Source organism: Longimycelium tulufanense, assembly GCF_014645795.1.
Classification (GTDB): Bacteria; Actinomycetota; Actinomycetes; order Mycobacteriales; family Pseudonocardiaceae; genus Longimycelium; species Longimycelium tulufanense.
In genome coordinates, this window is the sequence record NZ_BMMK01000010.1 from 177,728 (window position 1) to 203,729 (window position 26,002).

The 26,002-nt window shown below is 70.6% G+C and carries 25 protein-coding genes; 13 read left to right on the forward strand and 12 right to left on the reverse strand.

Annotated elements, in window-relative coordinates; all coding sequences use genetic code 11:
* Positions 1–95 precede the first annotated feature (95 nt).
* Positions 96–836, forward strand: a complete 741-nt coding sequence (gene lipB / locus IEY55_RS13050) for a lipoyl(octanoyl) transferase LipB (protein WP_189057454.1) — start codon at positions 96–98, stop codon at positions 834–836.
* Positions 837–964: 128 nt separating this feature from the next.
* Here lipB and IEY55_RS13055 read toward each other — a convergent pair whose 3' ends face one another.
* Together IEY55_RS13055 and IEY55_RS13060 are read right to left on the reverse strand one after the other, a co-directional pair.
* Entirely contained in the window at positions 965–1,912 is a 948-nt protein-coding gene (locus IEY55_RS13055; protein ID WP_189057456.1) for an LLM class F420-dependent oxidoreductase, read from the reverse strand.
* A gap of 11 nt (positions 1,913–1,923) precedes the next feature.
* A complete protein-coding gene (locus IEY55_RS13060; protein WP_189057458.1) occupies positions 1,924–2,586 on the reverse strand; it encodes a TetR/AcrR family transcriptional regulator in 663 nt (220 codons plus the stop codon).
* Between the two features lie 136 nt (positions 2,587–2,722).
* Here IEY55_RS13060 and IEY55_RS13065 point away from each other — a divergent pair, with 136 nt between their 5' ends.
* The 4 genes from IEY55_RS13065 (at position 2,723) to IEY55_RS13080 (ending at position 6,420) form a co-directional block, all read left to right on the forward strand.
* Positions 2,723–3,265, forward strand: coding sequence for a hypothetical protein (locus IEY55_RS13065; RefSeq protein ID WP_189057460.1), 543 nt, complete (start codon positions 2,723–2,725; stop codon positions 3,263–3,265).
* 80 nt (positions 3,266–3,345) lie between these two features.
* Positions 3,346–4,272, forward strand: a complete 927-nt coding sequence (locus IEY55_RS13070; RefSeq protein WP_189057462.1) for an oxidoreductase — start codon at positions 3,346–3,348, stop codon at positions 4,270–4,272.
* A gap of 150 nt (positions 4,273–4,422) precedes the next feature.
* Positions 4,423–5,424 (forward strand): lipoyl synthase, encoded by a 1,002-nt coding sequence (lipA, locus tag IEY55_RS13075; protein ID WP_189057464.1) that lies wholly within the window; start codon positions 4,423–4,425, stop codon positions 5,422–5,424.
* A 270-nt stretch (positions 5,425–5,694) separates the two neighbouring features.
* The gene (locus IEY55_RS13080) at positions 5,695–6,420 is read left to right on the forward strand and encodes a DUF4191 domain-containing protein (RefSeq protein ID WP_373290004.1); all 726 of its coding nucleotides are present in this window, start codon (positions 5,695–5,697) and stop codon (positions 6,418–6,420) included.
* 241 nt (positions 6,421–6,661) lie between these two features.
* On the opposite strand, the gene IEY55_RS13085 is transcribed toward IEY55_RS13080, so the two are convergent.
* Complete coding sequence (locus tag IEY55_RS13085) at positions 6,662–7,120, reverse strand: RDD family protein (protein WP_189057466.1); 459 nt, start codon at positions 7,118–7,120, stop codon at positions 6,662–6,664.
* A 191-nt stretch (positions 7,121–7,311) separates the two neighbouring features.
* On the opposite strand from IEY55_RS13085, the gene glnA reads away from it, so the two are divergent.
* Positions 7,312–8,736, forward strand: a complete 1,425-nt coding sequence (gene glnA, locus IEY55_RS13090) for a type I glutamate--ammonia ligase (protein WP_189057468.1) — start codon at positions 7,312–7,314, stop codon at positions 8,734–8,736.
* Between the two features lie 41 nt (positions 8,737–8,777).
* Here the strand turns inward: glnA and IEY55_RS32795 are convergent, their stop codons facing one another.
* Both IEY55_RS32795 and IEY55_RS13100 read right to left on the reverse strand, forming a co-directional pair.
* A complete protein-coding gene (locus IEY55_RS32795; RefSeq protein WP_308424756.1) occupies positions 8,778–8,981 on the reverse strand; it encodes a VOC family protein in 204 nt (67 codons plus the stop codon).
* Positions 8,982–9,096: 115 nt separating this feature from the next.
* Positions 9,097–9,894: an SAM-dependent methyltransferase gene (locus tag IEY55_RS13100; RefSeq protein ID WP_189057531.1), complete on the reverse strand. Its 798-nt coding sequence runs from the start codon at positions 9,892–9,894 to the stop codon at positions 9,097–9,099.
* Positions 9,895–10,124: 230 nt separating this feature from the next.
* Between IEY55_RS13100 and IEY55_RS13105 the strand changes: the two genes are divergently transcribed.
* From IEY55_RS13105 to IEY55_RS13115, 3 genes are all read left to right on the forward strand, one after another.
* Entirely contained in the window at positions 10,125–10,994 is an 870-nt protein-coding gene (locus IEY55_RS13105) for a Sco1979 family transcriptional regulator (RefSeq protein WP_189057533.1), read from the forward strand.
* A 260-nt stretch (positions 10,995–11,254) separates the two neighbouring features.
* A complete protein-coding gene (locus IEY55_RS13110; protein ID WP_189057470.1) occupies positions 11,255–11,494 on the forward strand; it encodes a DUF397 domain-containing protein in 240 nt (79 codons plus the stop codon).
* An 85-nt stretch (positions 11,495–11,579) separates the two neighbouring features.
* Complete coding sequence (locus IEY55_RS13115) at positions 11,580–11,972, forward strand: hypothetical protein (RefSeq protein WP_189057472.1); 393 nt, start codon at positions 11,580–11,582, stop codon at positions 11,970–11,972.
* Positions 11,973–12,201: 229 nt separating this feature from the next.
* On the opposite strand, the gene IEY55_RS13120 is transcribed toward IEY55_RS13115, so the two are convergent.
* Positions 12,202–12,711 carry a hypothetical protein gene (locus tag IEY55_RS13120; RefSeq protein WP_189057474.1) on the reverse strand — a complete coding sequence of 170 codons (510 nt, stop codon included), beginning with the start codon at positions 12,709–12,711 and terminating at the stop codon, positions 12,202–12,204.
* Between the two features lie 172 nt (positions 12,712–12,883).
* Positions 12,884–14,221, reverse strand: a complete 1,338-nt coding sequence (locus IEY55_RS13125; protein ID WP_229686316.1) for an FAD-binding protein — start codon at positions 14,219–14,221, stop codon at positions 12,884–12,886.
* A 364-nt stretch (positions 14,222–14,585) separates the two neighbouring features.
* Between IEY55_RS13125 and IEY55_RS13130 the strand changes: the two genes are divergently transcribed.
* The 4 genes from IEY55_RS13130 (at position 14,586) to IEY55_RS13145 (ending at position 19,313) form a co-directional block, all read left to right on the forward strand.
* On the forward strand, positions 14,586–14,864 hold the full coding sequence (locus IEY55_RS13130) for a hypothetical protein (RefSeq protein WP_189057478.1): 279 nt from the start codon (positions 14,586–14,588) through the stop codon (positions 14,862–14,864).
* Positions 14,865–15,048: 184 nt separating this feature from the next.
* Positions 15,049–15,600 (forward strand): GNAT family N-acetyltransferase, encoded by a 552-nt coding sequence (locus IEY55_RS13135; RefSeq protein ID WP_189057480.1) that lies wholly within the window; start codon positions 15,049–15,051, stop codon positions 15,598–15,600.
* Positions 15,601–15,669: 69 nt separating this feature from the next.
* Positions 15,670–15,912: a hypothetical protein gene (locus IEY55_RS13140; protein WP_189057482.1), complete on the forward strand. Its 243-nt coding sequence runs from the start codon at positions 15,670–15,672 to the stop codon at positions 15,910–15,912.
* 935 nt (positions 15,913–16,847) lie between these two features.
* A complete protein-coding gene (locus IEY55_RS13145; RefSeq protein WP_189057484.1) occupies positions 16,848–19,313 on the forward strand; it encodes a hypothetical protein in 2,466 nt (821 codons plus the stop codon).
* Between the two features lie 114 nt (positions 19,314–19,427).
* Here IEY55_RS13145 and IEY55_RS13150 read toward each other — a convergent pair whose 3' ends face one another.
* From IEY55_RS13150 to IEY55_RS13170, 5 genes are all read right to left on the reverse strand, one after another.
* Positions 19,428–22,448 carry a bifunctional [glutamine synthetase] adenylyltransferase/[glutamine synthetase]-adenylyl-L-tyrosine phosphorylase gene (locus tag IEY55_RS13150; protein WP_229686317.1) on the reverse strand — a complete coding sequence of 1,007 codons (3,021 nt, stop codon included), beginning with the start codon at positions 22,446–22,448 and terminating at the stop codon, positions 19,428–19,430.
* 30 nt (positions 22,449–22,478) lie between these two features.
* The gene (locus IEY55_RS13155) at positions 22,479–22,703 is read right to left on the reverse strand and encodes a hypothetical protein (RefSeq protein ID WP_189057486.1); all 225 of its coding nucleotides are present in this window, start codon (positions 22,701–22,703) and stop codon (positions 22,479–22,481) included.
* 16 nt (positions 22,704–22,719) lie between these two features.
* Positions 22,720–23,889, reverse strand: coding sequence for an inorganic phosphate transporter (locus tag IEY55_RS13160; protein ID WP_189057488.1), 1,170 nt, complete (start codon positions 23,887–23,889; stop codon positions 22,720–22,722).
* A 77-nt stretch (positions 23,890–23,966) separates the two neighbouring features.
* A complete protein-coding gene (locus IEY55_RS13165; protein WP_189057490.1) occupies positions 23,967–24,731 on the reverse strand; it encodes a type 1 glutamine amidotransferase in 765 nt (254 codons plus the stop codon).
* Between the two features lie 63 nt (positions 24,732–24,794).
* Complete coding sequence (locus tag IEY55_RS13170; RefSeq protein ID WP_189057492.1) at positions 24,795–25,421, reverse strand: nucleoside/nucleotide kinase family protein; 627 nt, start codon at positions 25,419–25,421, stop codon at positions 24,795–24,797.
* Between the last annotated feature and the right edge of the window lie 581 nt (positions 25,422–26,002).

Genomic DNA, 26,002 nt, shown 5'->3' on the forward strand with positions numbered 1-26,002 from the left:
CGTCGCGTCCAGGCCTCGCCCACGGTCGGCCGGGCTGTCTACCGGCGGCTTCCGGTTTGGCGACGCGCCGGTAGGGCGGCGTAGGGTCGGCTGCCGTGAGCCGTCCTGACATCTCCTGCCGCCTGGCGACCGACCCGGTCGAGGTGCGGCGCCTGGGCACGATCGACTACGTCGCCGCCTGGGACCTGCAGCGCGAGCTGAACCAGGCGCGCGCGGAGGGCAGCGGGCGCGACACGCTGCTGTTGCTGGAGCACCCCTCGGTCTACACCGCCGGCAAGCGCACCCGGCCGGAGGACCGTCCCGACGACGGCACGCCGGTGGTGGACGTCGACCGCGGCGGCAAGATCACCTGGCACGGGCCCGGCCAGCTGGTGGGCTACCCCATCATCGGGCTGGCCGAGCCGGTGGACGTGGTCGCCTACGTGCGCCGGGTGGAGCAGGGCCTGATCGCGCTGTGCGACGAGCTGGGCGTGCCGGAGGTCGGGCGGGTGCAGGGCCGCAGCGGCGTGTGGCTGCCCGCCGACGACCGGCGGCCGGAGCGCAAGGTCGCCGCGATCGGCGTGCGGGTGCAGCGCGGCGTGACCATGCACGGCTTCGCCATCAACTGCAACCCGGACATGACCGCGTGGGGCCGGATCGTGCCGTGCGGTATCACCGACGCCGGCGTCAGCTCGCTGTCGGCGGAACTGGGCCGGGAGGTGACGGTGGCCGAGGTGCTGCCGATCGCCGAGCGCACCATCGTCGCGGCACTGGAGGGCGAGATTCCGGTGACCGAGCGCGAGGTGCGGCGTGCGGAGCCGGCCGCGGCCGGGGTCACCTTCGCCCTCGCCAACTGAGGACGGCGGCAAGCCGGCGCGGCCAGGTCGCGGCAGGTCGCTGTCGGCCAGCCACGAGACAGCGTGAAGGCGGTGCTCGACCGGGTCGAGCACCGCCTTCGTGTTGGCCCTCGCGCGGCTGGGCGCGCTCAGCGGAAGCGCGGGGCGACCTCGCCGGCGAAAAGCTCGATGTGGTCGAGGTCGGACAGGTCGAGGACCTGGAGGTAGACCCGGCGGATCCCGGTCCGCTCCCGCCACACCGCGAGCTTGTCCCCAACCTCGTCCGGGGTGCCGGCCAGGCCGTTGCGCCGCAGCTCTTCGACCTCCCGCCCGATGGCGTCGGCGCGGCGCGCCACCTCGGCCTCGTCCCTGCCCACGCAGACGACGAGCGCGACCGAGCGGATGATCTCGCCCGGGTCGCGGCCGATCTCCCGGCACGCGGCGTCCACCCGCTCGAACTGGGCGCAGGCGGTGTCGACGTCCACGAACGGCAGGTTGAACTCGTCGGCGAACCGGGCCGCGAGCGCGGGCGTGCGCTTGGCGCCGAGGCCACCGACGAGCACCGGCGGCCTGGGCTGCTGCGCCGGCTTGGGCAGCGCCGGGGAGTCCACGACCTCGTAGTACCGGCCGCGGAAGCTGTAGGTCTGGCGCTGTGGGGTCGCCCACAGGCCGGTGATGATCTCCAACTGCTCGGCGTAGCGGTCGAAGCGCTCGCGCAGCGACGGGAACGGGATGCCGTAGGCGGCGTGCTCCTCGGCGTACCAGCCGGAGCCGAGGCCGAACTCGACCCGACCGCCGGACATCTGGTCAACCTGGGCGACGGTGATCGCCAGCGGTCCCGGCTGGCGGAAGGTCGCCGCGGTCATCAGGGTGCCCAGCCGGACCCGGCTGGTCTCCCGCGCCAGGCCGGCCAGCGTGGTCCAGGCGTCGGTGGGGCCGGGCTCGCCGGTCACCGACCCCATCTTCAGGTAGTGGTCGGAGCGGAAGAACGCGTCGTAGCCGGCGTTCTCGGCACAACGCGCGACCCGGAGCAGGTCGTCGTAGGTGGCCCCCTGCTGGGGCTCGGTGAAGATCCGGAACGTGAGCTGGTTCGTCACGTCCCCGGAGGCTAATCCTGCGGGTCCGGAGCCATCTGCTCGGTGTCGCGCGGGTACGCCGCACCGTGCCGCAGGCCGTCGACCAAGTAGTCGACGCTGTACACCACGTCTTCACGGGTACGCACGGGGTCGTCCGCCCCGGCGATCATGATCGCGCCGAAGGCCAGCGCACCGAAGACGATGCGGGAGGCCGCCTCGAGCGGCAGATCCTCGATCTCCCCGGCGTCGATCAACGCCTCCAGACCGGTGCGGACCACGCTGAAGCAGGAGTGCTCCTCGGCCAGGCGCCACCTGTCGTAGCCGAGGACGCTGGGGGCCTCCTGCAGCGCGATGCGCTGGTAGTTCGGCTCCAGGCACACCTCGAAGAAGGCCGCGATGCCGGCCTTCATGGCGTCCCACAGGTCCGTGGGGACCCGCATGACCTCGGCCAGGCGGTCCACCACGTCGGCCTCGACGGCCTGGTAGGCGGCCTCGAACAGGGCCTGCTTGTTGGCGAAGTGGTGGTACAGCGCGCCCTTGGTGACCCGGGCCCGATGGGCGATCTCGTCCAGCGAGGTACCGCCGTAGCCGCGCTCGGTGAACAGCGCGATGGCACTGTCCACCAGGGCCTGCCTGGTGGACTCCGAGTACTCCATCCGCCGTGACCGGCGCCGGGACCGGGACCGCACTGTCATCACACTCACACCGTTCCGACCAAGATTGCGACATACCAGCGGTACGTACTGATGGTATGTTACCTCCGTCGGGTACATACCGCCGGTATGCATTCGACCGAGGGTATGGAGGGCCAACCCCCGAGGAGGAAGCCCAATGAGCTGGAACGACTTCTACCGGCGGCGGAACGCCTTGCTCGCGACCCTGGACTGGTGCGAGCGCAACCCTGGCGAGGCGATCCCGTTCTTCGACCTGACCGGCATCGACGAGGCGTTCATCGACCGTGCCGACCTGCTGCGCGCCATGCAGTACCGCTGGCTACTGCTGCTCGCCCCGCGGATCGAGCTGGCTCTGGACCAGGCCGCCCGCCGCCCCGACCTCGACCGCGTGGGCGCCGTCAGCGGCGCCTGGCACGAGCTGGCCGACGCCGAGCCGACGTTGCGTCGCGTCCTGGACCAGTACGCCGAGGTCGAGGAAGAGGGCCTGCGCCGCCCCGCCGCCGCCGAGCAACGCCTGCTCGCCCTGGCCGCGGGCCTGGTCGAGCCCGACGAGCCGGCCGAGGACATCGTGCGGATCGGCGCGGGGTTCCTGGCCATGGTGCGTGAGCAGCAGCCGGAGAGGGTGGAGATGCAGCCGTGCGCGTCGCTGTGGCGGCGCCGGCCCGTCACCGCCCTGCTGCGGCGGCTGATGACCGCCTGACCCGGCTGGCCGCGGTTGCGCTCCCGCAGCGGAGCGAGGACACACTGGCGTTCATGTCTACTCGAGAGTAGGTATGGGCTATGTCGAACTGGACCGCCGACCAGATCCCCGACCAGACGGGCCGCACCGTGCTCGTCACCGGGGCCAACTCCGGCCTGGGGCTGCACACCGCGCTCCAGCTCGCCCGGCACGGCGCCCGAGTGCTGCTGGCCTGCCGGTCGCCCGAACGTGGCCAGGCCGCGCTGGAGCAGGTGCGCCGCCGGGGCGCCGCCGACCTGGTCGGCCTGGACCTCGCCGACCTCGACTCCGTCCGGCACGCCGCCGCCGAGGTTCGCGAGCGCACCGGTGACTCGCTGGACCTGCTGGTCAACAACGCCGGCGTGATGGCCACCCCGTCGCGTCGCACGAAGGACGGGTTCGAGCTGCAGTTCGGCACCAACCACCTGGGCCACGCCGCCCTCACCTGGCTGCTGGGCCCGGCCCTGGGCAACGCGCCGAACCCCCGCGTGGTGACCGTGTCCAGCCTGGCGCACCGGATCGGCCGGATCGCCCTGGACGACCTCAACTTCGCCCGCCGGCGTTACGGGTCCTGGCCCGCCTACGGCCAGGCGAAGCTGGCCAACCTGCTGTTCGCCTTCGAACTGGACCGACGCGCCCGCCAGGCCGGCCTGGACCTGGTCAGCGTCGCGGCGCACCCGGGCTTCAGCAACACCGAGTTGGCCGGCAACATGGCGCGCTCCCGCGGCAGCTCGCTGATGAAACAGGGCTCGCGGGTGTTCGGCGCGCTGTTCGCGCAGAGCGCCGAGCAGGGTGTGCTGCCCCAGTTGTATGCGGCCACGGCACCCGATGTGCGGGGCGGCGAGTACTTCGGCCCGGACGGCCTGGGCGAGGTCCGCGGCGGGCCGCGGCGGGTCAAGGCCCGCCGGGCCGCGTACAACCCCGGGCTCGCCGCCGCACTGTGGCGGCGCACCGCGGAGCTGACCGGCGTGCAGCCTTTCCCGCAGTGACCTGAATCTCGTGTTCGATCTGCCCGGCTCCGGGCTTCGCTGCGCGCCTTGTCACCGCGTTGCGGTGCTCGCTTCGCCCGTCACCTCGCGTGGTAAAGCGGGATCGGCACCGGTCGAGACTGGCCGACGGCCAGGCGTAGGGTGGGGCGCGTGACGGTCGCACCCGAGGGGCGCAAGCTGCTGCGGCTGGAGGTCCGCAACAGCCAGACGCCGATCGAGAAGAAGCCTTCGTGGATCAAGACCCGGGCCAAGATGGGCCCGGAGTACCGCGAGCTCAAGGGGTTGGTGCGCCGGGAGGGGCTGCACACGGTCTGCGAGGAGGCCGGCTGCCCCAACATCTACGAATGCTGGGAGGACCGCGAGGCCACCTTCCTCATCGGTGGCGAGCAGTGCACCCGGCGTTGCGACTTCTGCCAGATCGACACCGGCAAGCCGGCCGAGTTCGACCGCGACGAGCCGCGGCGGGTCGCCGAGTCGGTGCAGACCATGGGGCTGCGCTACTCCACGGTCACCGGCGTCGCCCGGGACGACCTGCCCGACGGCGGCGCCTGGCTCTACGCCGAGACGGTGCGGCAGATCCACGCGCTCAACCCAGGCACCGGGGTCGAGCTCCTGATCCCGGACTTCAACGCCCAGCCGGACCAGCTCGCCGAGGTCTTCGGCGCCCGCCCCGAGGTGCTGGCGCACAACCTGGAGACGGTGCCGCGCATCTTCAAGCGGATCCGCCCGGCCTTCCGGTACGAGCGGTCACTGGAGGTCATCACCAAGGCGCGCGCGGCCGGCCTGGTCACCAAGTCCAACCTGATCCTGGGCATGGGCGAGACCCCGGAGGAGGTCACCGCCGCGCTGCAGGACCTCCACGACGCGGGCTGCGAGATCATCACCATCACCCAGTACCTGCGGCCGAGCGTGCGGCACCACCCGGTGGACCGGTGGGTGAAGCCGGAGGAGTTCCTGGAGCACAAGGCCACCGCCGAGCGGATCGGCTTCCCGGGCGTGATGGCCGGGCCGCTGGTGCGCTCCTCCTACCGGGCCGGCCGGCTGTTCGCGCAGACGGTGCGGGCCCGCGGTGAGGAACTGCCGGAGAACCTGCGCCACCTCGCCGAGACCGGTCCCTCGGCCCAGGAGATCAGCGCGCTTGTCGCGCGCTGATCTCCGTCCTGGTCGAGCCCAGCTCCGGGCGGGGCCGCATGCTGTCGGTTCCCTGACACGACCGCCAGCGGGCCGTCCGAACAGATGCCCGACTCGGCACGAGGGCCGGCAACCAGCGCCGTATCCTGGCAGCCGTGACTCCTCCCCACGGCGGGAACCGTGGGGCTTCTGGATCGCCCCGGAGGGCCGATACCACCGCCAAGCCCTGACGGACCCCGCCCCTTGCGGATCGAGGCACGCCGGACCTGTACCTGTCGCCGAGAGGTTCTGATGCCCCCCAAGGACAAGGCTGCGAAGAAGGAAGCAGCCCGCGCCCGCAAGCAGGCGTCCCGCGAGCGTCGCCGGCAGATCTTCGAGGCGTTCAAGATGCAGCGCCGCGAGGACAAGGCGCTCGTGCCGCTGATGCTCGCGGTGTTCCTCGGCGTCACCGCCGTCCTGTTCGGACTGGGCTTCATCTGGGGCCTGCACTGGATGTTCCTGCCCGTGGGCATCGCCTTCGGCGCGCTGGGCGCGGTGATCCTGTTCGGCCGCCGGGTGCAGCGCAACGTCTACGGCAAGGCCGAGGGCCAGCCGGGTGCGGCGGCCTGGACGCTGGAGAACATGAAGGGCCGCTGGCGGGTGACCACGGCGGTCGCCGCGACCGGGCAGCTGGACACCGTGCACCGGGTGATCGGCAAGCCGGGCATCGTGCTGGTGGGCGAGGGCACCCCGCACCGGGTCAGGTCGCTGCTCACCCAGGAGAAGAAGCGGGTGGCCCGGCTGGTCGGCGAGACCCCGATCTACGACGTGATCGTGGGTACCGAGGAGGGCCAGGTGCCGCTGCGCAAGCTGCAGTCGCACCTGACGCGGCTCCCACGCAACATCACCACCGCACAGATCGACAGCCTGGAGAACCGGCTGGCGGCGCTACGGAGCAAGGGCGTGGGCATGCCGAAGGGCCCGATGCCTCAGGGTGCCAAGATGCGCAACATCCAGCGGACGATCAAGCGGCGCTGAGCCGCCACACGGCGTCGGGGCGGGTTGGCGTCGGCTCGGGCTCGGCTACCGTCCCGTCGTCGGGGCTCGAGCCACCAGGGCCCAGGGCTTTGCCGGCACCGGAGCCTTTCGGGTACACCGGTGCTAGTTGGCCACCCGCACTGCCGAACGTCTTTCCCGATTCACGCGAGGCGTTCCAACGAGGGTTGTGCCGGCTGCACGGTCGGCTTACCCGTGCCCCGGCGTTGCGCCGGGTCGGCGGCTAGCGGGTACGCAGGACGATCGTGCCGACCGCCTTGTCGTGCAGGCCACGGCCGTCGCGGTCATAGACCACCGGCGGGACGACCAGGCAGATCAGCAACGCCCGCAGCACCGCGGCGCCGAAGCCGGGACGCCCGCCGCCCTCGAGCCGCGCCACCCGCACCCCGAGCGCGGCGTGGCCGCCGGTACGGCCGAACAGCGCGACCGAGACCGCGACGTAGGCCGCGAACAACGCGAGCGCCGACGTGGCCGGGTTCCGGGTGAGCAGCTCCGCGAGCAACGCGCACGGCGCCCAGTCGACGACCAGGGCGAGGATGCGCCGGCCGAAGCCGGCCACGGCGCCCGGGCCCTGCTCCGGGTACCCGAGTCGCTCGCCCCGCCAGCGCTGGTCGTTCTCGGCACCGGGCTCCAGGGCCGCCCGTGGCCCGGACAGCCAGGTGCCGGTCCACCTCTCACTCACCGCACCAGCGTAAACGCCCCCGAAAAGAACTCCCCGACCAGGTGATTCAGTACCCCCGGCCGAACGACCGTTAACACGTGTGAAACATCCGGGTGATGGTCGGGCAACACCGGCTTCCTACCGTCGCACGCCGAGCCGGTTCGCGACCAGCGCCGGCCCAGGGGACCGAGTGCGTGAAGGAGCCAACGAGGGTGTTCAAGAATCCCGACGAGGTCCAGCGCTTCATCACCGATGAGGACGTGAAGTTCGTCGACGTCCGGTTCAGCGACCTGCCGGGCATCATGCAGCACTTCACGGTGCCGGCACAGTCGTTCACCGAGGAGACGATCCAGCAGGGGCTAGCCTTCGACGGCTCGTCGGTCCGCGGGTTCCAGTCGATCCATGAGTCGGACATGTTGCTGCTGCCCGACCTGGCGACCGCGCGGCTCGACCCGTTCCGGGCCGAGAAGACGCTCATCGTCAACTTCTTCGTGCACGACCCGCTGACGCTGGAGCCGTACAGCCGCGACCCGCGCAACATCGCGCGCAAGGCGGAGCAGTACATCAACGAGTCCGGCATCGCCGACGTCGCGTTCTTCGCGCCCGAGGCGGAGTTCTACATGTTCGACTCGGTGCGGTTCGACGCTACCGAGAACGCCTCCTTCCACGAGATCGACTCGGTCGCGGGCTGGTGGAACACCGGCGCCGACGAGGAGGGCGGCAACAAGGGCTACAAGGTCAAGTACAAGGGCGGCTACTTCCCGGTCACCCCGACCGACCACTTCGCCGACCTGCGCGACAAGATCGTGCTGAACCTGATCAACACCGGCTTCGAGGTGGAGCGCGCGCACCACGAGGTGGGCACCGCCGGGCAGGCCGAGATCAACTACAAGTTCAACACGCTGCTGCACGCGGCCGACGACCTGCAGCTGTTCAAGTACATCGTCAAGAACACCGCGTGGCAGGCCGGCAAGACCGCGACGTTCATGCCCAAGCCGCTGTTCGGTGACAACGGCTCCGGTATGCACTGCCACCAGTCGCTGTGGAAGGACGGCGCGCCGCTGTTCCACGACGAGACCGGCTACGCCGGGTTGTCGGACACCGCGCGGCACTACATCGGCGGCATCCTGCACCACGCGCAGAGCCTGCTGGCCTTCACCAACCCGACGGTGAACTCCTACCGCCGGCTCGTGCCGGGCTTCGAGGCGCCGGTGAGCCTGGTGTACTCGCAGCGCAACCGGTCGGCCTGCGTGCGCATCCCAATCACCGGGAACAACCCCAAGGCCAAGCGCATCGAGTTCCGGTGCCCGGACTCCTCCGGCAACCCGTACCTGGCCTTCTCCGCCATGCTCATGGCCGGCCTGGACGGCATCAAGAACAAGATCGAGCCGGCGGACCCGATCGACAAGGACCTCTACGAGCTGCCACCGGAGGAGGCCAAGGGCGTCAAGCAGGTGCCCGGCACGCTCAACGAGGTCCTCGACAACCTGGAGCGGGACCACGACTACCTGCTCGAGGGTGGCGTGTTCACCCCGGACGTGATCGAGACCTGGATCGCGCTCAAGCGCGAGCAGGAGATCGCCCCGATCCAGCTCCGCACGACGCCCACCGAGTTCGCGCTCTACTACGACGTCTGATCCGGCAGGATCAGGTCAGGCGGCTGCCGAGGGCCGAGTGGTCACGACCACTCGGCCCTCGGCTTTTCGCCGGCCTGGCGTGGGGCGTTCCACCTCCGCGCCGTCAGGACACGATCGTCAAGACACAACCGGCGGGGCATCCCAGTGTCGTGGTCGACGGCAAAACCCAGCTGCTCGGCATAGAAGTACTTCGCCCGGTCCACGTCCGTGACGGGAATCGGAACCAGCTCGAGCTTCCACTCCACGGCCCGCCACCCTCTCCCGCAGACATACCAGGGCCCAGGGCCCGATCCTGCAGGACGCGGGTGGCCATCCGCGCGCACTGCGCCAGAACGCAGGTGCGAATCCAGGCTGCGCCGCTCAGGGCTTGCGGGCGACCCCGCCGGCGATGCTCTGCTGGACCGGGCTCAACGGGCGGGTCCGCGGCCCGTCCGGCCACCACTCCGCGCAGAACGTGAGCCCGGGATCCACCAACTCCAGGCCGCAGAACAGTTCCAGCAGCTCGGCGCGGGTGCGGAACGTCCCCGAACCCATCGGGCTGTGCAGGAACACGTGCTCCATCCGGCGCGCCAGCTCGCTGTGCTCGTTCTCCGGGTCGAGGAAGTGGCTGATCGCGATGTAGGACCCCGAGGGCAACGCGTCGACGTACTCGCGCATGATCCGCGCCGGCCGCTCCCGCGGGCCGTCGTAGTGGTGCAGCGTGCCGAGCTGGAGGAAGGCCAGCGGCTCGGAGAAGTCGAGGTACTGGCGGATCTCCTGGTTCTCCAGGATCTCCTCAGGGTGGAAGATGTCTGCCGAGACGAAGTGCGTCCGGTCGTTCTCCTCCAGCAACGCCCGCCCGTGCGCGAGCACCACCGGGTCGTTGTCGATGTACACCACGCGGGCGTCCGGGTTGATCCGTTGCACGACCTGATGGATGTTCTCCGCGGTCGGCAACCCCGATCCGCAGTCCAGAAACTGGCTGATCCCCGCCTGGCCAGCCAGGAACCGGCAGGCCCGGATCAGGAACCCGCGGTTCTCCAGCGCCAGCTCCTGCGCCTCCGGCGCCACCTTCTGCACGCTCTGGAAGACCTGCCGGTCGATCTCGTAGTTGTCCTTCCCCCCGAGGAAGGCGTCGTAGACGCGGGCGATACTCGCCCTGGTCGGATCGACCCCCACTGGCACCTTGCGGTCGGAATGGTCGACGGTTGCACCCGCCATCATGATCTCCCTGAGTGTCGTCGCGGGTGTGTAGTGGATCACAGCGGAGTGTAGCAGTCCGTGTGCAGTAAGTGATCTTCCCCCGGTCGCCGCAATGGTCTCTAGACTTCGTGATCAGGCTGTAGGTCGTCGACTACCATCCGACACCAGGTGGTCGGTGGTGCAGAGGAAGGTTCGCCGTGGCCACGATGGGCGTTCCAGGCGTCGCTCCGGGTAGTGGCCCCACCGCGCGACGCATGATCCTGGGCACCCAGCTCCGCCGGCTGCGCGAGCGCGCCGAGCTCAGTCGATCCGAGGCCGGCTATGCCATTCGCGGCTCGGAGTCGAAGATCAGCCGCATCGAGCTCGGCCGGGTCAGCTTCAAGGAACGTGACGTCACGGACCTGCTCACGCTCTACGGTGTCATTGACCCGGAGGAGCGCGAGCCGCTGCTGCAGTTGGCCCGGCAGGCCAACAAACCCGGCTGGTGGCACCGCTACAACGACCTGCTGCCGAAGTGGTTCGACGACTACGTCGGGCTCGAGGAGGCGGCCAGCCGGATCCAGACCTACGAGCTGCTGTTCGTGCCCGGCCTGCTGCAGACCGAGGCATACGCGCGGGCCGTCGCCAGCCACGGTCGACCGGAAGCGGTCGACGACGAGGTCGAGCGCCGGGTCGGCCTGCGCATGCGGCGACAGAAGGTCCTGGCCCGTCCGGACGCGCCGCGGCTGTGGGCGGTAGTCGACGAGTCGGTGCTGCACCGGCCCATCGGCGGCCGAGAGGTACTACGGGCACAGCTCGAGGTGCTCCTGGAAATGACCGCGCTGCCGCACATCCGGCTGCAGATCATCCCTTACCAGCACAGCGGCTACGCCGCGGAGGGCTCGTTCACCATGCTCCGCTTCGCCGAGCCGGAGCTGCCGACGATCATCTACGTCGAGCACCTGACCGGGGCGTTGTATCTGGAGAAGCTCGAGGAGGTCGAGGCGTACGGCCGCGCCATGGACCGCGTCGCGGTGACTGCGGAGACGCCCAACAACTCCCGGCAGCTGCTGGCCAAGCTGCGTGCGGAGCTCTGACCACGTTCCCTGTCGCGGCGCGCTCCCCCGGTTCCACCCGCCCCACGCCTGAACCGAGACTCTTTCGCGATCATCCGCTGTGGACCGTAGACCACACCGGTGGCGCGCGGGCACACCAACGTTTCCCCAACCTCAACACGCACTTGAGTCAGCACGTTCGCTTGCACGTGCATTCACACGGGCAACAGAGGGTGCTAGCTTGATCTCGCACAGTCACATGCACGTGCAGATGCACCAAGCGGGCCGGAAAGGGGAGTCTGATGGCAAGTGTGACCCACAACAGCCAGTCGGCCGAGCTGCTCGCGGGCGCGGCATGGCGGAAGAGCAGGTACAGCGGTGCGCTCGGCAACTGTGTGGAGCTGGCCACGCTCCCCGGCGGGCAGATCGCGCTGCGCAACTCCCGCCATCCGGACGGACCGGCGGTCCTCTACACCCGCGACGAGGTAGCGGCCTTCCTCTCCGGTGTCAAGGACGGCGAGTTCGACGACATGCTCGCCTGACCCACACGACGGTGAGCGGGCATCACCCACCAGCCCAGATACCCACGACCCACCAACACTGTTCGACGAAAGACACGGCGGCGTCATGAGTGACATCACCGAAGGCTTGCAAGCCCTGATGGACCGGGGCTTCCGGTTCACCCACGCCCGCGACTCGGACGGCGAGATTCTCGCGGTGGTCGGTATCCGCGTGCACCACGAGGTGATCGACCTGGTCCAGCTCTACGGCGAGGACGACGCCGACGCAATGCGGATCCCCGCCGACGAACCCGACATCCTGTTCCCGAGTACCGTCCTGCACCGCATCAGCGGGCGGGCGGCCGAGGTGGTCGAGAGCGTGCTCGCGCTTCCCGATCCGTTGCCCCAGGACACCTCCGTCGGCCCCAAGGGCTGCTGGGTGCCGACCGCTCCGGGCCGCGCCAGGTGGCTGCCCGCCACGGGCAGTGCGCTCGCCGAACCCGTCTCACTGGCCAGCTGAGATCGGTACCGGAGGGGCCGGCCGAAGGGCCGGCCCCTCCGGTGGTTCGTCCTGGCGTGCGTCCCGGCCTGGGGGTGCGAGGCGGTCATGCGGAGAGCGGGAACACGGCCAGCCAACCGCGATCGACGAGTAGAGCGCTGACGGGTTGAAGACGCCCGGTGTTCCAGCAGTTCTCCCTGTTGGTCCGCGGCCTGGGCGCAGGAGCCGTCCGGAGCGAACGGCGGGCTCGTTACTCCGGCGTGGGGCACGCTCCGCCGTCCTGCCCGCCGGACCGGCTGGCGTGGTAGCCGAACCACAGGCCCATCCGCGCGGTCGGGTCCTCGGCGGCCTCGAAGAAGGCCCCGAGCTCGGGGCTGGCGGTGACCTGGTCGTAGTGCTTCTCGAGGGAGGCGGGTGGCTGGTCGGTGGCCTCCCCCAACGCCTGCCAGTTCACCGGCTCCGGGAGCCGTCGGGCCGTGTCGATCAACGCGTCCCGGCACGCCTGCAGGAGGGCCACGGCCTCGGCCGCGGCCTCGACCGCCGCCAGGGCGTCCGATTCGGTCAGCTCGCCCGCGACCGCCTTGGCCAGTCCGGCGTCGACCCGCCTGACGAGGTCCTGCATGGCCACGACCTCGCCGGACCCGACCACCGGCTCCCCGAACTCCTCGGCCATGGCCTTGACCAGGTCAGGGTTGTCGGTCCACTCCTCGAGGAGCTGCCGGGCCTTTGCGACCTTCTCCGCGTGGTCAGGGTCAGTCACATGTTCTCCCAGGTTGCGCTCCCCGAACGGCACGAGTGTAGGGCGATTCCAGGCTCCCCAGTCCGCCTCGTGCCCGCGTTCCGGTCCACCCACCCGAACACAACATCGCAAAGACGTCTCCCCGAGGTGGGGCAGCGACCCGGGCGCTGTCCGGAGTATGTGAGTCGCCGCCCTAGAAGATCCCCTGCCCGGGAGCGAGGATGCGCTGCGGGTCGTACTCGCTCTTGGCGCGGACCAGGTCATCCCACGTGGCTCCGAAGTGTGCACGCCAGTCGTCCGGACCGAACGGGACCGTGCCCACCGGGTACCGGCAGCCGCCGACCGAACGTGCTCGCTCATGGAGTTCCCGGTTCGACCGCGTCATTCGTTCGACGGCGGTGGGATCCGCTGGGGAGGCGAAACGCAGCAGCGTGAAGAGGAACACCAACGGCTCAGCCGGAACGCGCAGCAGTGGGGTGGTGAAGCGGTCCCGAGGGAACGGGTACACCAGCACCACGCCGTTCTCTCCGATGTCGTCCCGGGTCGTTCCCGCCATGGCCGACTCGACGAACGCGTCTACTTCGGAGTTCGGGAGCAGGACGTTCCACCAGGGATGCGGCCACATCCACTCCCCCGTCGCGCGGAGGTACTCCTCGCCGACGGTGAGCCGGTCGAGGAACTCGAAGTACGTGAGGTCCTCGATCTCGGCGAATCCACGCGCGTAGCCGAGATCGCGCGGCAGGTCATCGTCCCGTGGTTCAGCCGGCGGCGAGAAGAACGTCGCAACCTCCAGCATGTGGCGCCAACCACCCGCGTCGTCCGGCTGGACCTGCCCTTGCAGGAAGTCGAAACGTCCTTCATCCAGAAGACTGCGTTGCTCAGCGGTGAGAGCGTGCAGGTCCTCGTAGTAGAGCTTGTAGCGCCGCACCCGCTCGGCCGCGGGCACCAACCGGAGTGTGGCGCGCGTGATCACGCCGCACTGCCCCAGCCCGGCGAGAACAGCGTGGAACAGCCCCGGGTTCCGGCTGGCCGAGCAGGTGTGGGTCCCGCCGTCCCCGGTAACGACCTCCAGTTCCAGCACGTTGGCGGTCTGGGGCCCGTGGCGATGGCTGGTGCCACCGATCCCGCCCACCGAGAGGGTGCCGCCGACGGAGAGCCCGAGATAGTCGGTCAGCACCGGCGGGGCCATCCCGGAGGGAAGCGTCGCGGTGAGCAGCGAACGCCACGAGATCCCGGCGTCGACGATCACGTGAGCGCGGCTGAGCTCGTGGATCTGCCGCAACGCAGTCATGTCGAGCACGATCCCGCTGTCCGCCTGCGACTGACCGTTCGTGGAATGACCGGAGCCGCGAGCCGACACGGGGATTCGGTTGCGTGCCGCGAACGAGACGACCGAGGCGACGTCCGCGCTCGAGGCGGGTCTGACGACGCACGCGGGGACCCGATGCACGATGTGGCCGAAGTCGTCTGCCGCAGCAGCGCATGTCGGTGCGTCGGCGGCGGTCTCGCCAGCTAATCGCAGTGCCAGCACGCCGCGTCGGATCTCCTCTCGGCTCAGCCTCGTCGAGCTCGGGCCGCCACGTTCGAAGCCGGCCGAGTGGAAGCCTTCCGGTTGTGGCAACGACCGCACGGGAGCCGTCCCCTCTCGTCGGTTCCGACGCATCAGACCGCGAACCACCTTGGCCGGCAAGAGTGATTCCTGGCAGCGGCCCAAATTGGGGCCGCTCCCGCCGCACCCGCCGCACCCTGCGGCCACCGGGCGGCATGCATCACCAGCTGGAGCGAAACTCGGCAAGATCACACAGGGTAGTGAACAGGCAACCAAACCCCTACCAGGAACGAGTAGGGGGCAGCAGAATCACCGCGGCCAGAAACGATCAAGGAAGCAGGTGAGCATGCGCGTCACGGCTCGGGTCCCCGCCGCCGTCCTCGCTCTGGTGTCCCTCGTCCTCCTCACCACCCCCACCGCCCACGCCCAGGGGCCGGGCCCCACGCCGGGGCCGCTCGACCAACTGGTCCAGGGTGTCATGGGCGTGCTTCCCAGCCCGGTAAGCAAGGCGGTGGGCGAAAGCGTGCAGTTGGCCCTCTTCCGGCCCTGGTCGTCTGTCGACGGCCACGGGCAGGAGGACGGCGCCCAGGCGCAGGAGCAGGACGGCCAAGCGCAGGAGCACTGACGTCGGATGCACTCCCGATGGAGGGGCGGGGTCCTCCCGCCCCTCCATCCTGTTTGGCGCCGTAACGATCCACCTCGGCCGGAGCGCGAAGGGCGGCGCACCGAGCCCGCTCGCCGCGTGTGACCGCAAAGGTGCAAAAAAAGGTCCACCGGACAAAGATCACTATGGCAGGGTGGATGCTTGTATGGACGACGATCGATTCGGACTTGGCGCGCAGGGACTCAACGACGGCACGATCCGCATTCGACACCTGGTGGAGGGTGACGCCGAGGCCTACGCCGCGGCGAGCACGGATCCCGCGGTTGTGCGCTTCGCTCACCTGCCCCGCCGCTCCTACACGCCCGAGCTCGTCCGCCAGGACATCCGCACCACGATCGCCGAGGGCCTCCGCACCGGCCAGCTGGCCGTGCTCGCCATCGCCGACGCCGACACCGACGACTTCCTCGGTTCCATCGTGTTGTTCGAGCTGAACTGGGCGACCCGACGGGGTGAGGTCGGCTTCTGGCTCACGCCGGCGGCCCGTGGCCGCGGCGTCGCCGGTCGCGCCCTGCGGCTGGTGCTGCGGTGGTGCTTCGACCGGCTCGGCCTCACCGCCCTGGCCGCCCGGACCGACGCGGCGAACGAGGCCTCGCGCCGGGTCCTGGAGCGGGCCGGTTTCCGGGCCGACGGCCAGGGCTCGACCACGGCGCCCAGCGGCGACACCGTGTCGGCCCTGCACTACGTCCGGCACGCCTGACACCCGTTCTGCCGAAGTTCACCGCCGGGGTGGGGACACCGGGCGGGTGGCGGGACTAGCGTTTCGCACGTGACCAGCGCTGAGGACGATGCCCCGAAGTTGATCGTCACACATGTCTTCCCCAACGGGGAGGAGGCCGCGGAGGCGGTGGAGGCCGCCGACCGGCTCAACCTCGGGGTCAAGCTGTACAACCAGGTCGTTCCGGACGAGGACGGCGAGGGATACATCGAGGAGTGGGTCGTGGAGCTGTTCGACTCCGCGCCCGAGATGCGGTTGGACGAGGAGGAGATCGCACAGGCCCAGGCCGGGTAGCAGTCGTTGGCTGGCCGGCCGGTGGCCGGCCAGCACTTCCCGGATCGCTACCGGGCCGGCACCAGCCGCAGCTCACTCACCTGCATGGCGTCATCCCGCTGCCATCGGCGATCGGATGAGGGACGGCTCCCACGCCCTGATCGCCGGAGTCCCGGTTGCCCTGCCCCGCCCGCCATCCGGGGCCCTGCCGCGGAGCAGTCGTGCGAGGGGAACCGTCGACCTGGGACGAGGCAAGTAGCCGACTGTGGCGACTCCACCGCAGCGCACCCGGAGTTCGGCCGTTCCGAGGCGGCACTGGGTTGTCTCAGCAGCACATCCCACCACTACGGTCCCGTGGGCCGTGGGGCGCACTTCTCGAGGAGCCGCGCGTTCCCGGCTTGCTCTCGCGCGGTGCCCGGGCGCGGAGGTTACGCCATTCGGACGGGATGCCGCCGTAAGCCACGTTCGACGTCATCAGCCGAGGACCGCTGACGCGAGATTCCCCCATTCATCCATCGCCAGCGAGTTCCGACCCGATTAATCTTCTACCGTTATCAGTGCCGCGTGTTGTCCATCACGTGTTGCGCCTCGCGGGTCGGCGACAAATACACCGCAATGACCCAAACACGGCAGAATGGTTGACCGAAATCCGGTGTCGCGAACGGTCGTTATAGGTCTGGTCTATCGCCGGCCGGCCCTCGTGCGCCAGGTCCTTACGTCTTGCTGAAGATCAGCCGGGATCGGTTGGAGACCCGTGACTGAATCACACAGATGTGCTGTTATGGCGGCCGCCCCACCGAGGCCGACAGGAAGACGGCTGCCGCGCGGGTGCGATGCACGCCGTTTCCTGGCCGCATCGCGCCGTCTTCCGGCACCCGTCTCCTGCGTCCACCGGTGCTCGGGACGTTGTCCGCAAACAACAGTACCGAATGTGATTGAGGAGTGACAACAGGCTAATGGCCGCCGCAGCACCTTCCAGAAAACACCGGCACGGCAAGCACCGTAAGCCGCGGGCCAACTCGCACGCCCGGCACATCCAGCGGGTCGTCACCGCGACCACGGCCATGGCGATCCTGTTCCCCACCGCACAGTCCGCCCTTGCCGCACCACCCACCAAGCCGCCGGCCACCGCGGGGGACTACGACAGCATCTTCCCGCCCTTCCACGAGATCCTCGACCCCACCAAACGCCAGATCCCGAAAGAGGTGACGATCCCCAAAATCGTCTACCGGATCGACACCCGCTCCCCCGAAGAGATCTTCAACCAGGGCTTCCAGATCCCGGGCACGGGAACCAACAACAGCGTCCTGGACCACATCTGGGGCGAAAGCACCAAGAGCGCGAAGGGCCCGAAGGCCGGAACCACCAACCTCGTCTCCACCACCTCCGACCTCAACGAGGTCGCCATCCAGTGGCAGGCCGGACAGTTCGAACTGGCGCCGGGCAAGCGCCCGTGGATCTACGTCATCCGGCCCGACGAGAACTTCTACAGCGTGCGGCTCACCCTGGAGAAGATCCTCAAGGACGGCTCCCCCACCGAACAGGCATCCGCACGCGAGGCCCTCAAGAAGGTCGGCTACCACTACGAGTGGGACGCACACGGCGGGATCAAGCCGAAGCAGGTGCACTCGGCGTTCCAGATCGACGTCGTCAACGGCAAGCTCAAGCACCTCAAGGACACGGTCACCATCAACAAGGACTTCGACCGTGCCACCGCACCCAACGCCAACCCGAAGCCGTTCGACGCGGGCGCGGTCAGCCGCCCCGACACCCCCGGTGCGGACAAGCCCAGTCCCGGCACCCCCGGCGGACCCGGCTGCGCACCCAGCACCTCCGGCCGCGCCAAACGCTCCATCGACCCCTGCGAGAAGCCGGGCGAAGAACAGCCGGGTGAGGCCGGCAAGCCCGAGGGCGAGAAGCCCGGTGTGCCGCCGAGGGGGATTTCCCCGGAGTGGCGGCAGGCCGCGGTGGAGGTGGCCGAGTCGGCGTTGCGTCAGTCGCTGGAGAAGAAGCTCACCGCGGAGCAAGCGCACCGGGTCGCGTCCCGCGCGGGCACCATCGTGTTGAACAAGCTCGCGAAGGGCGCCACGGTCCAGGAAGCCAAGGATGCGGGGGCCAGGGCCGCCACCGACTACATCGCCAAGCTCGCCCCGAAGCCACCCGCGCCGACGCCGCCGGAGGCGGGCAAGCCCACACCCCCCGGGCCGGGGACCGAGAAGCCCGGCCCCGAGGTGGGCAAGCCGACCCCGCCCAAGCCGGAGGGTGTCAACCCCGGTGAGACGGCGCGGGAGGCCCGGGTCAATGCGATCTTCGAGGACCTGGCGGCACGGTACGGGCTCAAGCTGGCGGCCAAGGACGGCACCGCGTTGTCCCCGCGCGACATCGCGGCGCGGATCAAGGGCTATGCCCGGCTGTCCCCGGAGGCCAAGGCGAAGTTGCGCGGCAACCTCAGCCGTGCCGGCAGCGTGGCCAAGGGTGGCCTGGTCGTGGCCGGCGTGGGGCTGTGGGCCAAGGGCGTGGCCGACACCTTCGGCAGTGACGATGCCACCAGCTGGGACAAGGCCGCGGCCGTCACCTCGATCGTGCCGTTCGTGGGCTGCGGGGTGAGCACCGCCGCCGACGTGCAGCAAACCGAGTTCGACCCGGAGAAGACCGGCAAGTGTGTGGGGAGCGACGCCCTGCTGTTCACCCCGCTGTGGCCGGCCGCGGTCGCCGGCGGGGTGGCCGACTTCTTCACCCAGCAGTGGAAGGAGTCGCAGATCCCGTCCCTGACCAGGTTCGAGGAGACCCGCAAGCAGGCATGGGACAAGCATCTGGCCAAGACCGGCGGCATCGCTGCCCGGCAGGACGCCGCGGCCAAGGCCGCGCTGCAGGCATACGAGGCGGAGAAGGCCATCGTGCTGCACAACGCCGCCGAGGAGCTCGCCAAGAAGCACGAGGAACTCGACGCTAAGCGCCAGCAGGCGACCACCGACCGCGAACGGCAGTGGATCGACCTGGAGAAGCAGACCTGGAAGGACCGCGGCGACCAGCAGGTCAACAGCAAGCTCCGGGACATCCGGAGCAAGCTGGAGAAGACCGTCTTCAAGGCGTTCCTGGAGGAGGAGGCCAAGGCGTTCAACGAACGCTTCATCACCGACGCCGTCGACATCGAGCAGTGGAAGACCGAGAAGTGGGGCGCCAGCGTCGGCGGGCCGAGCATGTCGCGTGAGGAACGCGAGAAGGCGCTGAAGGTCTACGCCGACAATCTGCGCAGCACCGCCGCTTACGGCTCCAAGCGGCTGACCGTCGTCTCCGAGAACGACGCATGGAACGGCGAGGTCAAGATCCGTCGGGCGCTCCGAGCCGCCGGGCCCGCGCAGAAGAGCCCATTCTCCCGGACCGGCGCCCCACAGGCGGCACCGGTGGGGCAAGGCTCCTGAATCACTCGAACGCCTGAACTGAAGCATGCCCGGACCACACGGGCCCCTGGTGTCCCCGCCGCCGGGACACCAGGGGCTCGTCCCGTTTTTCCCGCCCGTCGGGGCGGGGAACGGTCACGAGTCGTAGAACACCCGCTCCACCACGGCCCGCGTGCGCCGGGTGGTGCGGCGGTAGTCGTCGACCAGCTCGCCGGGGTCGGTGCCGGGCGGGTAGCCCATGGCGCGGGCGACCGCGGCGAGTTCCCGGCCCGACCGGGGGAGCTGGTCTGTGGGCTTACCGCGCACCAGGGTGATGGCGTTGCGGGCCCGGGTCGCCATCCGCCAGCCCGCCGCCAACGCCGCCGCGTCGTCCGCGTCGAGGAGGTCCGCCTCGGTGGCCGCGGCCAACCCGTCCAGGGTCGAGGTGGTGCGCAGGGCCGGCTGCTCGTGGGCGTGCCGCAGCTGCAGGAGCTGGACCGTCCACTCCACGTCGGCGAGCCCGCCGCGCCCCAGCTTGGTGTGCGTGGCCGGGTCGGCACCGCGGGGCAGGCGCTCCGCGTCGACCCGGGCCTTGATCCGCCGGATCTCGCGCACCATGGCCGTGTCCAGGCCACCCGCTCGGTAGCGCACGGGGTCGATGGCGGTGAGGAACCGTTCGCCGAGCTCCGGGTCGCCGGCCACCGGGCGGGCCCGCAGCAGGGCCTGTGCCTCCCAGACCTCGCCCCACTGCTCGTAGTAGGCGCGGTAGGAGGGCAGGGTGCGTACCAGCGGGCCGGACCGGCCCTCCGGCCGTAGGTCGATGTCGACCTGCAGGGCGGGGTCCTGGCTCGGCGCGTTCAGCAGCCGCCGCACCAGTTCCGCCACTGCCGTGGCGTACCGGACGGCAGTCGACTCGTCGACGCCCGCCACCGGCTCGCAGACGAACATGACGTCGGCGTCGGAGCCGTAGCCCAGTTCTCCCCCACCCAGTCGGCCCATGCCGATCACGGCGATCCGCGCCGCCCGCCCGTTGCGTGCGGCCACCGCTCGTTCCGCGGCGTCCAGTGCGGCCTGGAGCACGGCGATCCACACCGTCGTCAACGCCCGGCACACCCCGGGCAGCTCCAGCACACCGAGCAGGTCGGCGCAGGCGACCCGGAGCAGCTCGTGGCGGCGCAGGGAGCGGGCGGCGATGACCGCCTCTGCCGGATCGGCGTGCCGCGCGACCGTCCTGCGCAGCGAGCCCGCCACCTCGTCGGGATCGCGGCCCGCCAGCGCGTCGGTGTCGCTGAGCAGGCGCAGCACTTCGGGGGCGCGCACCAGCAGGTCGGGCACCGTCCGCGCGGTGCCGAGCAGCAGTGCCAGCCGCTCGACGACCGCACCCTCGTCCCGCAGCAGGCGCAGGTACCAGGGGGTCTCGGCGAGCGCCTCGGAGACCCGGCGGTAGGCCAGGAGCCCGCCGTCCGGATCGGGGGTGTTGGCCAGCAGGTCGAGCAGGACCGGCAGCAACGCGCCCTGGATCGCCGCGCGCCGGGAGACCCCGGCGGTGAGGGCCTGGATGTGTCGCAGGGCGCCGTCCGGTGAGGTGTAGCCGAGGGCGGACAGCCGTTGGCGGGCCGCGGCCGGGGTGAGCCGGAGCGCCTCGGTGGGCACCCGTGCCACCGCCTCCAGCAGCGGCCGGTAGAACAGTTTCTCGTGCAACCGCCGCACCCGGTTGCTGTGCCGGCGGTACTCGGTGAGCAGCAGCTCGTCGGCCGAGTGCCGGCCGTCCGGGCGGATCCCGGCGGCGCGGGCCAGCCAGCGCAGCGCCGCGGTGTCGTTCTCCTCGGGGAACAGGTGGGTGCGCCGGAGCCGCCGCAGCTGCAGCCGATGTTCCAGCAGCCGCAGGAAACGGTAGGAGTCGCCGAGGTCGGCGGCGTCCATCCGGCCCACGTAGCCGCCGCGGCCCAGCGCGGCGAGCGCTTCCACGGTGCTGGGTGAGCGCAGGCTCTCGTCGGTACGCCCGTGGACGAGCTGGAGGAGCTGGACGGCGAACTCCACGTCGCGCAGCCCGCCACGCCCCAGTTTCAGCTCCCGGTCGGTCAGACCCGGGGGCACGTGGTTCTCGACCCGGCGCCGCATGGCCTGGACGTCGGCGACGAACCCCTCGTGTTCCGCGGCCTTCCAGACGAAGGGGCGCACCGCCGCGAGGTAACGCTCGCCCAGCTCGATGTCGCCCGCGACCGGGCGTGCCTTCAGTAGTGCCTGGAACTCCCAGGTGCTCGCCCAACGACGGTAGTAGGAGACGTGACCATCGAGGGTGCGCACCAGCGCCCCGGCCTTGCCTTCCGGCCGCAACGCCGCGTCCACCTGGAAACAGGCGTCCGCGACCCGCATCATGCCGCTGGCCAGCTGGGTGGCCAGGGACAGCTCGGCCTCGGGCTCGGCCACGAAGACCACGTCCACGTCGCTGACGTAGTTCAGCTCCCGGCCACCGCACTTGCCCATCGCGATCACCGCGAGCCGGCAGGACGAGCCCGGGTCGGGGGCGTGCTGGGCGACGGACACCGCGAGCGCGGCACGCAGCACGGCGACGGCGAGGTCGGCCAGCGCGCCGGTGACCGCCTCGTAGCCCGGCTCGGGCAGGGTCGGCTCGACGACCGGTGCGAGGTCGGCGGCGGACACGTCGAGCAGCAGGTCGCGGTAGGCGGTCTTCAGGGCGCGCATCGCGTCCTGACCGACGACGCCCGCGCGGGCACCATCCGGGGAGCCGGGCGGTCCGGCCGTGGGATCAGCCGAGACGGCCTCGAACAACGCGGCGGTGAACTGGTCGACGTCCTGGGCGGGCAGGCTGCCGGCCAGCCGGCGCCACTGCTCGGGCCGGGCGACGAGATGGTCGGTCAACGCCGTGGAGGCGCCGAGGACACCCAGCAACCGACCCCGCAGACCGGTGTCCTCCCCCAGCGCCGCCGCCAGCTCCGACCAGCCCGGGCCGAGGGCCTCGGCGAGCCGTTCCACGCCGCGGAGCACCAGATCCGGGTCGGGGCTGCGGGACAACGCGGTGAACAGCCGTTCGCTGCCGCTCACCGGACCGGTCTCGCCCCACCATCCGAGGGTCCGCAGCCGCTGCTCGGCACGGTCCTCGGTCAGGCCGAACCGCGCCGGTGACAGCACCGGCCCCCTCCCGCTGAGCGCCACGGACCCCAACGGTAGTCGGCGGCCGTCGCGTCAGCCGAAGGCGATCAGGTGCACCCCGTAGAGCACCACCGCGGCGCAGCCGGCGAAACAGAGCCCGGCCACCACCTGGCCCAGGCCACCACCCGCACCGCGCTCCCGCGCGGCGGCCCGCGCCGACAACCCCAGCACCCCGAGGGTGAACAACACGACCAGGCTGACGGCGACCCCGAAACCGACCAGGGCGACCTGGGCCAGCGCGGCCCACCGCACGGTCACGACGTTGCCCCCGCGCTCACACCGCCACCGGGGTGGAGTCGCGCCCCTCCACCGGCGGCTCGACCCGCTCGGCCGGCTGTGCCCCGTCGTCCCGGCGCGCCATGTCGTCCGGCCGGATCGGGTCCCGCCGGGAGGCGCGGTAGATCCACGCGCCCACCGCGACACCCATCGCGGCGACCAGCGCCGTGCCGACGTCACCGCTGGCGCTGAGCCTGCCGGCGACCGCGCCGACCACGGCGGCCGCCGGGAGGGTGACCAGCCAGGCGAGCACCATCCGGCCGGCAACACCCCAGTTGACGTCCGGGGCGCGGCGGCCGACGCCACCGCCCACGATGCTGCCCGAGCAGACGTGCGTGGTGGACAGCGGGAAACCCAGGTGGGACGAGGCGAGGATGACCGTGGCCGCGCTGGCGTCCGAGGCGAAGCCCTGCGGCGCCTCGATGCTCGTCAGCCCCTTGCCCAGGGTGCGGATGATGCGCCAGCCGCCGACGTAGGTGCCCAGGGCGATGGCGAGCGCGGCGCTGACCACAACCCAGGTGGGCGGGGCGGCGTGCGAGGGCAGCGAGCCCGCGGCGATGAGGGTCAGCGTGATGATGCCCATGGTCTTCTGCGCGTCGTTGGTGCCGTGCGCCAGCGACACCAGCGAGGCCGAGACCACCTGCCCGGCACGGAAACCGCGGCCGACCACGTCGGCCCGAGCGCGCCGGATGAGCCGGTAGGTGAGGAAGCTCCCGACCGCGGCGACGAGGCCGGCGATCAGTGGTGCCGCCACCGCCGGAACCAGGATCTTGTCGACCACCTTGGCGAAGTGGACGGCGTCGGTGCCCGCGGTGACCCAGGTGGCGCCGATGAGGCCACCGAACAGCGCGTGTGAGGAGCTGGAGGGCAACCCCACGAACCAGGTGACCAGGTTCCACACGATCGCCCCGACAAGCCCCCCGAACACCACCGCCGGGGTGATCCTCGCGTCGTCCACCAGGCCGCCGGAGATCGTCTTGGCGACCTCCACCGACAGGAACGCACCGACGAGGTTCAGCACCGCGGAGAGCGTGACCGCGGTCCGCGGCTTGAGCGCCCCGGTCGCGATGGACGACGCCATCGCGTTGGCGGTGTCGTGGAAGCCGTTGGTGAAATCGAAGATGAGAGCCGTCGTCACCACTAAGACGACGAGTAGTGAGGCCTCCACGCCTACCCTCCCGGTTCAGGCCAAACGGGGTTGACACTACCTGCGCGTCATCAAGGACTCGTCAGGGCCGGGGTGAACTAGGCCAATGGCAACGGCCGTGGTGGCGGCGGGTCATCGGGGGAAAACCCAGCGTGGCTCCTGGCGAGTTGGACAAACCGCTCGATCACCGGGCGCCATGTCTCGGCCAGGTCCGCGTGCACCTGCGCCAACCGTTGCGGCTCCAGCAATTCCGGGCGGGCCGAGGCCGCCAGGGCGGGAGCACTTTCCATCCAGTTCAGGACGGTGTCCGGGGTGGTTTCGATGTGGAACTGCACGCCGTAGGCACAGGTGCCCACCCGGAATGCCTGGTTCTGGTAGCGGGGCGACGCGGCGAGCAGTTCCGCGCCGGGCGGGAGCCGGTGGATCTCGTCCTCGTGGAACTGGATGACGTCGGGTGTGAACGGCACGTCCGCCCACAGCGGGTCGTACGCGGTGGCGTCCCGCTTGGCGACCAGGGACGGCCCGATTTCCGGCCCGTTGACCCCCCGGCGGACCTGGCCGCCGGTGGCCTGGGCGAGCAGCTGGGCGCCCAGGCAGATCGCCAGCACCGGCACCCGGGCGGCGACGGCACGGGCCAGCAAAGCCCGGACGTCGGCCAGCCAGGGGTGGGTGGCGACGTCCAGGGAGCTCATCTCCCCGCCCAGACAGACCAGGGCGTGGTAGCCGTCCGGGGAGTCCGGGAACGACTCCCTGGCGGGCCGCAGCACAGCGAGCTCCGCATCGGCCGCCAGAAGCCACTCCCCGAGCGGCCCCAGCGGGTCGAGCTCCGACAGCTCCAGCACGAGCACGCGTACTCCAGCCACGGCGCGGAGACTACGCCGCGCGTGTTACGGCGCCCGCACGGGAAAGGAGCCGGGTTCGCGGCCTCAGGGGAGAACGAGCGCCGGGTGGTCCGGGTCGTCGGCGCGCACGACGAGGTCGGCGGTGTCGCCGGGGGCCACCTCGCGCTCGTACCGGGCGTAGGCCGGCAGCGTCCAGCACCGCTCCGGCGGGGTTCGCCGACGCAAGGCCCCCGAGGACAGCGAGAAGTGAATGGTGAGACGGAGGGGCAGGGAGCGGCCGAGGAGCAACGAACCGGACAGCAGGACCACGGTGTTCGGCGCCAGGGTCAGGTAGTCGGCGCGGGTCGCCCGGTCGGTCTCCGGGTCCCACAGCGAGGGCAGCACCCGAGCGGATCCATCGGGCTCCAGGGGCTCGAGCAGCTCGCGCCGGAGGCCGCCGACGTCCAGCCAGTCGGTGTAGAAGGCGTCCGGGTCCTGCCTGCCGTGCTCGAAGCGCAGCGAGGCCGGTCGGAGGAACCAGCGGGCCGGCACGTGCAGGACCGGCCTGCCCCGCACCTTGACCGGGTCCACGAGGGACGCGGCCCATTCGTCCGGTGCGGCGGCCTCGGGGCCGTCGACGGCCACCGCCAAACGCTCGTGTGGCCGCTGTTCCACCACCCTGTCGACGAGCTCCTCAACCAGCCGATCGGGCGAAAGGGGACGCACCACCACGCTCCCCATTTTGCCGCCCCGGTACGTGGAGTGAGAGAGCGCTCGGGTGGCTGGGCAGCCGCCAACTGCTCGGCCGTTTCGGCATCAGCCACTCGATCGAGCCCCACCACATCTACGGCACAGCTCGACGACACATTATGACGGTGTACGGGTGACGGTATGTCGAAGAAGCTCACAGTCGAACTTGGAAGCTCACAGTCGAACTTGACAGTATTCTCCACAGAGAGGTGATCGAGGCGGCCGAACGAAGCGGCCAGTCCATCCGCTCCTGGATCTTCGCCGCCCTGTCGCACGAGGTGTTCCGCACCGCCGAGTCGGCCGCATCGTCTCCCGGTTGATCGGGGGGTCGTGGGTGGCGGGTGGTGGCTCCGTCTTCGTCCAGCCCGCGTCCTGCACCCGGGGGGTGGCCCCTCGGCTGGTCTGTTGATCATCACCCGCGGGGGATCCCCGCTGTGTGCCCGGGTGACGGCGGGGATCCCCCGCGCTCTCACCGAGGCGTGACACCCGGGGGCCCGCCCCCGACCGGGGCGCCCCCGGCAAGCCCCCTGAAGGGCCTCGCTGACCGGCGCACCCGCCCCGGC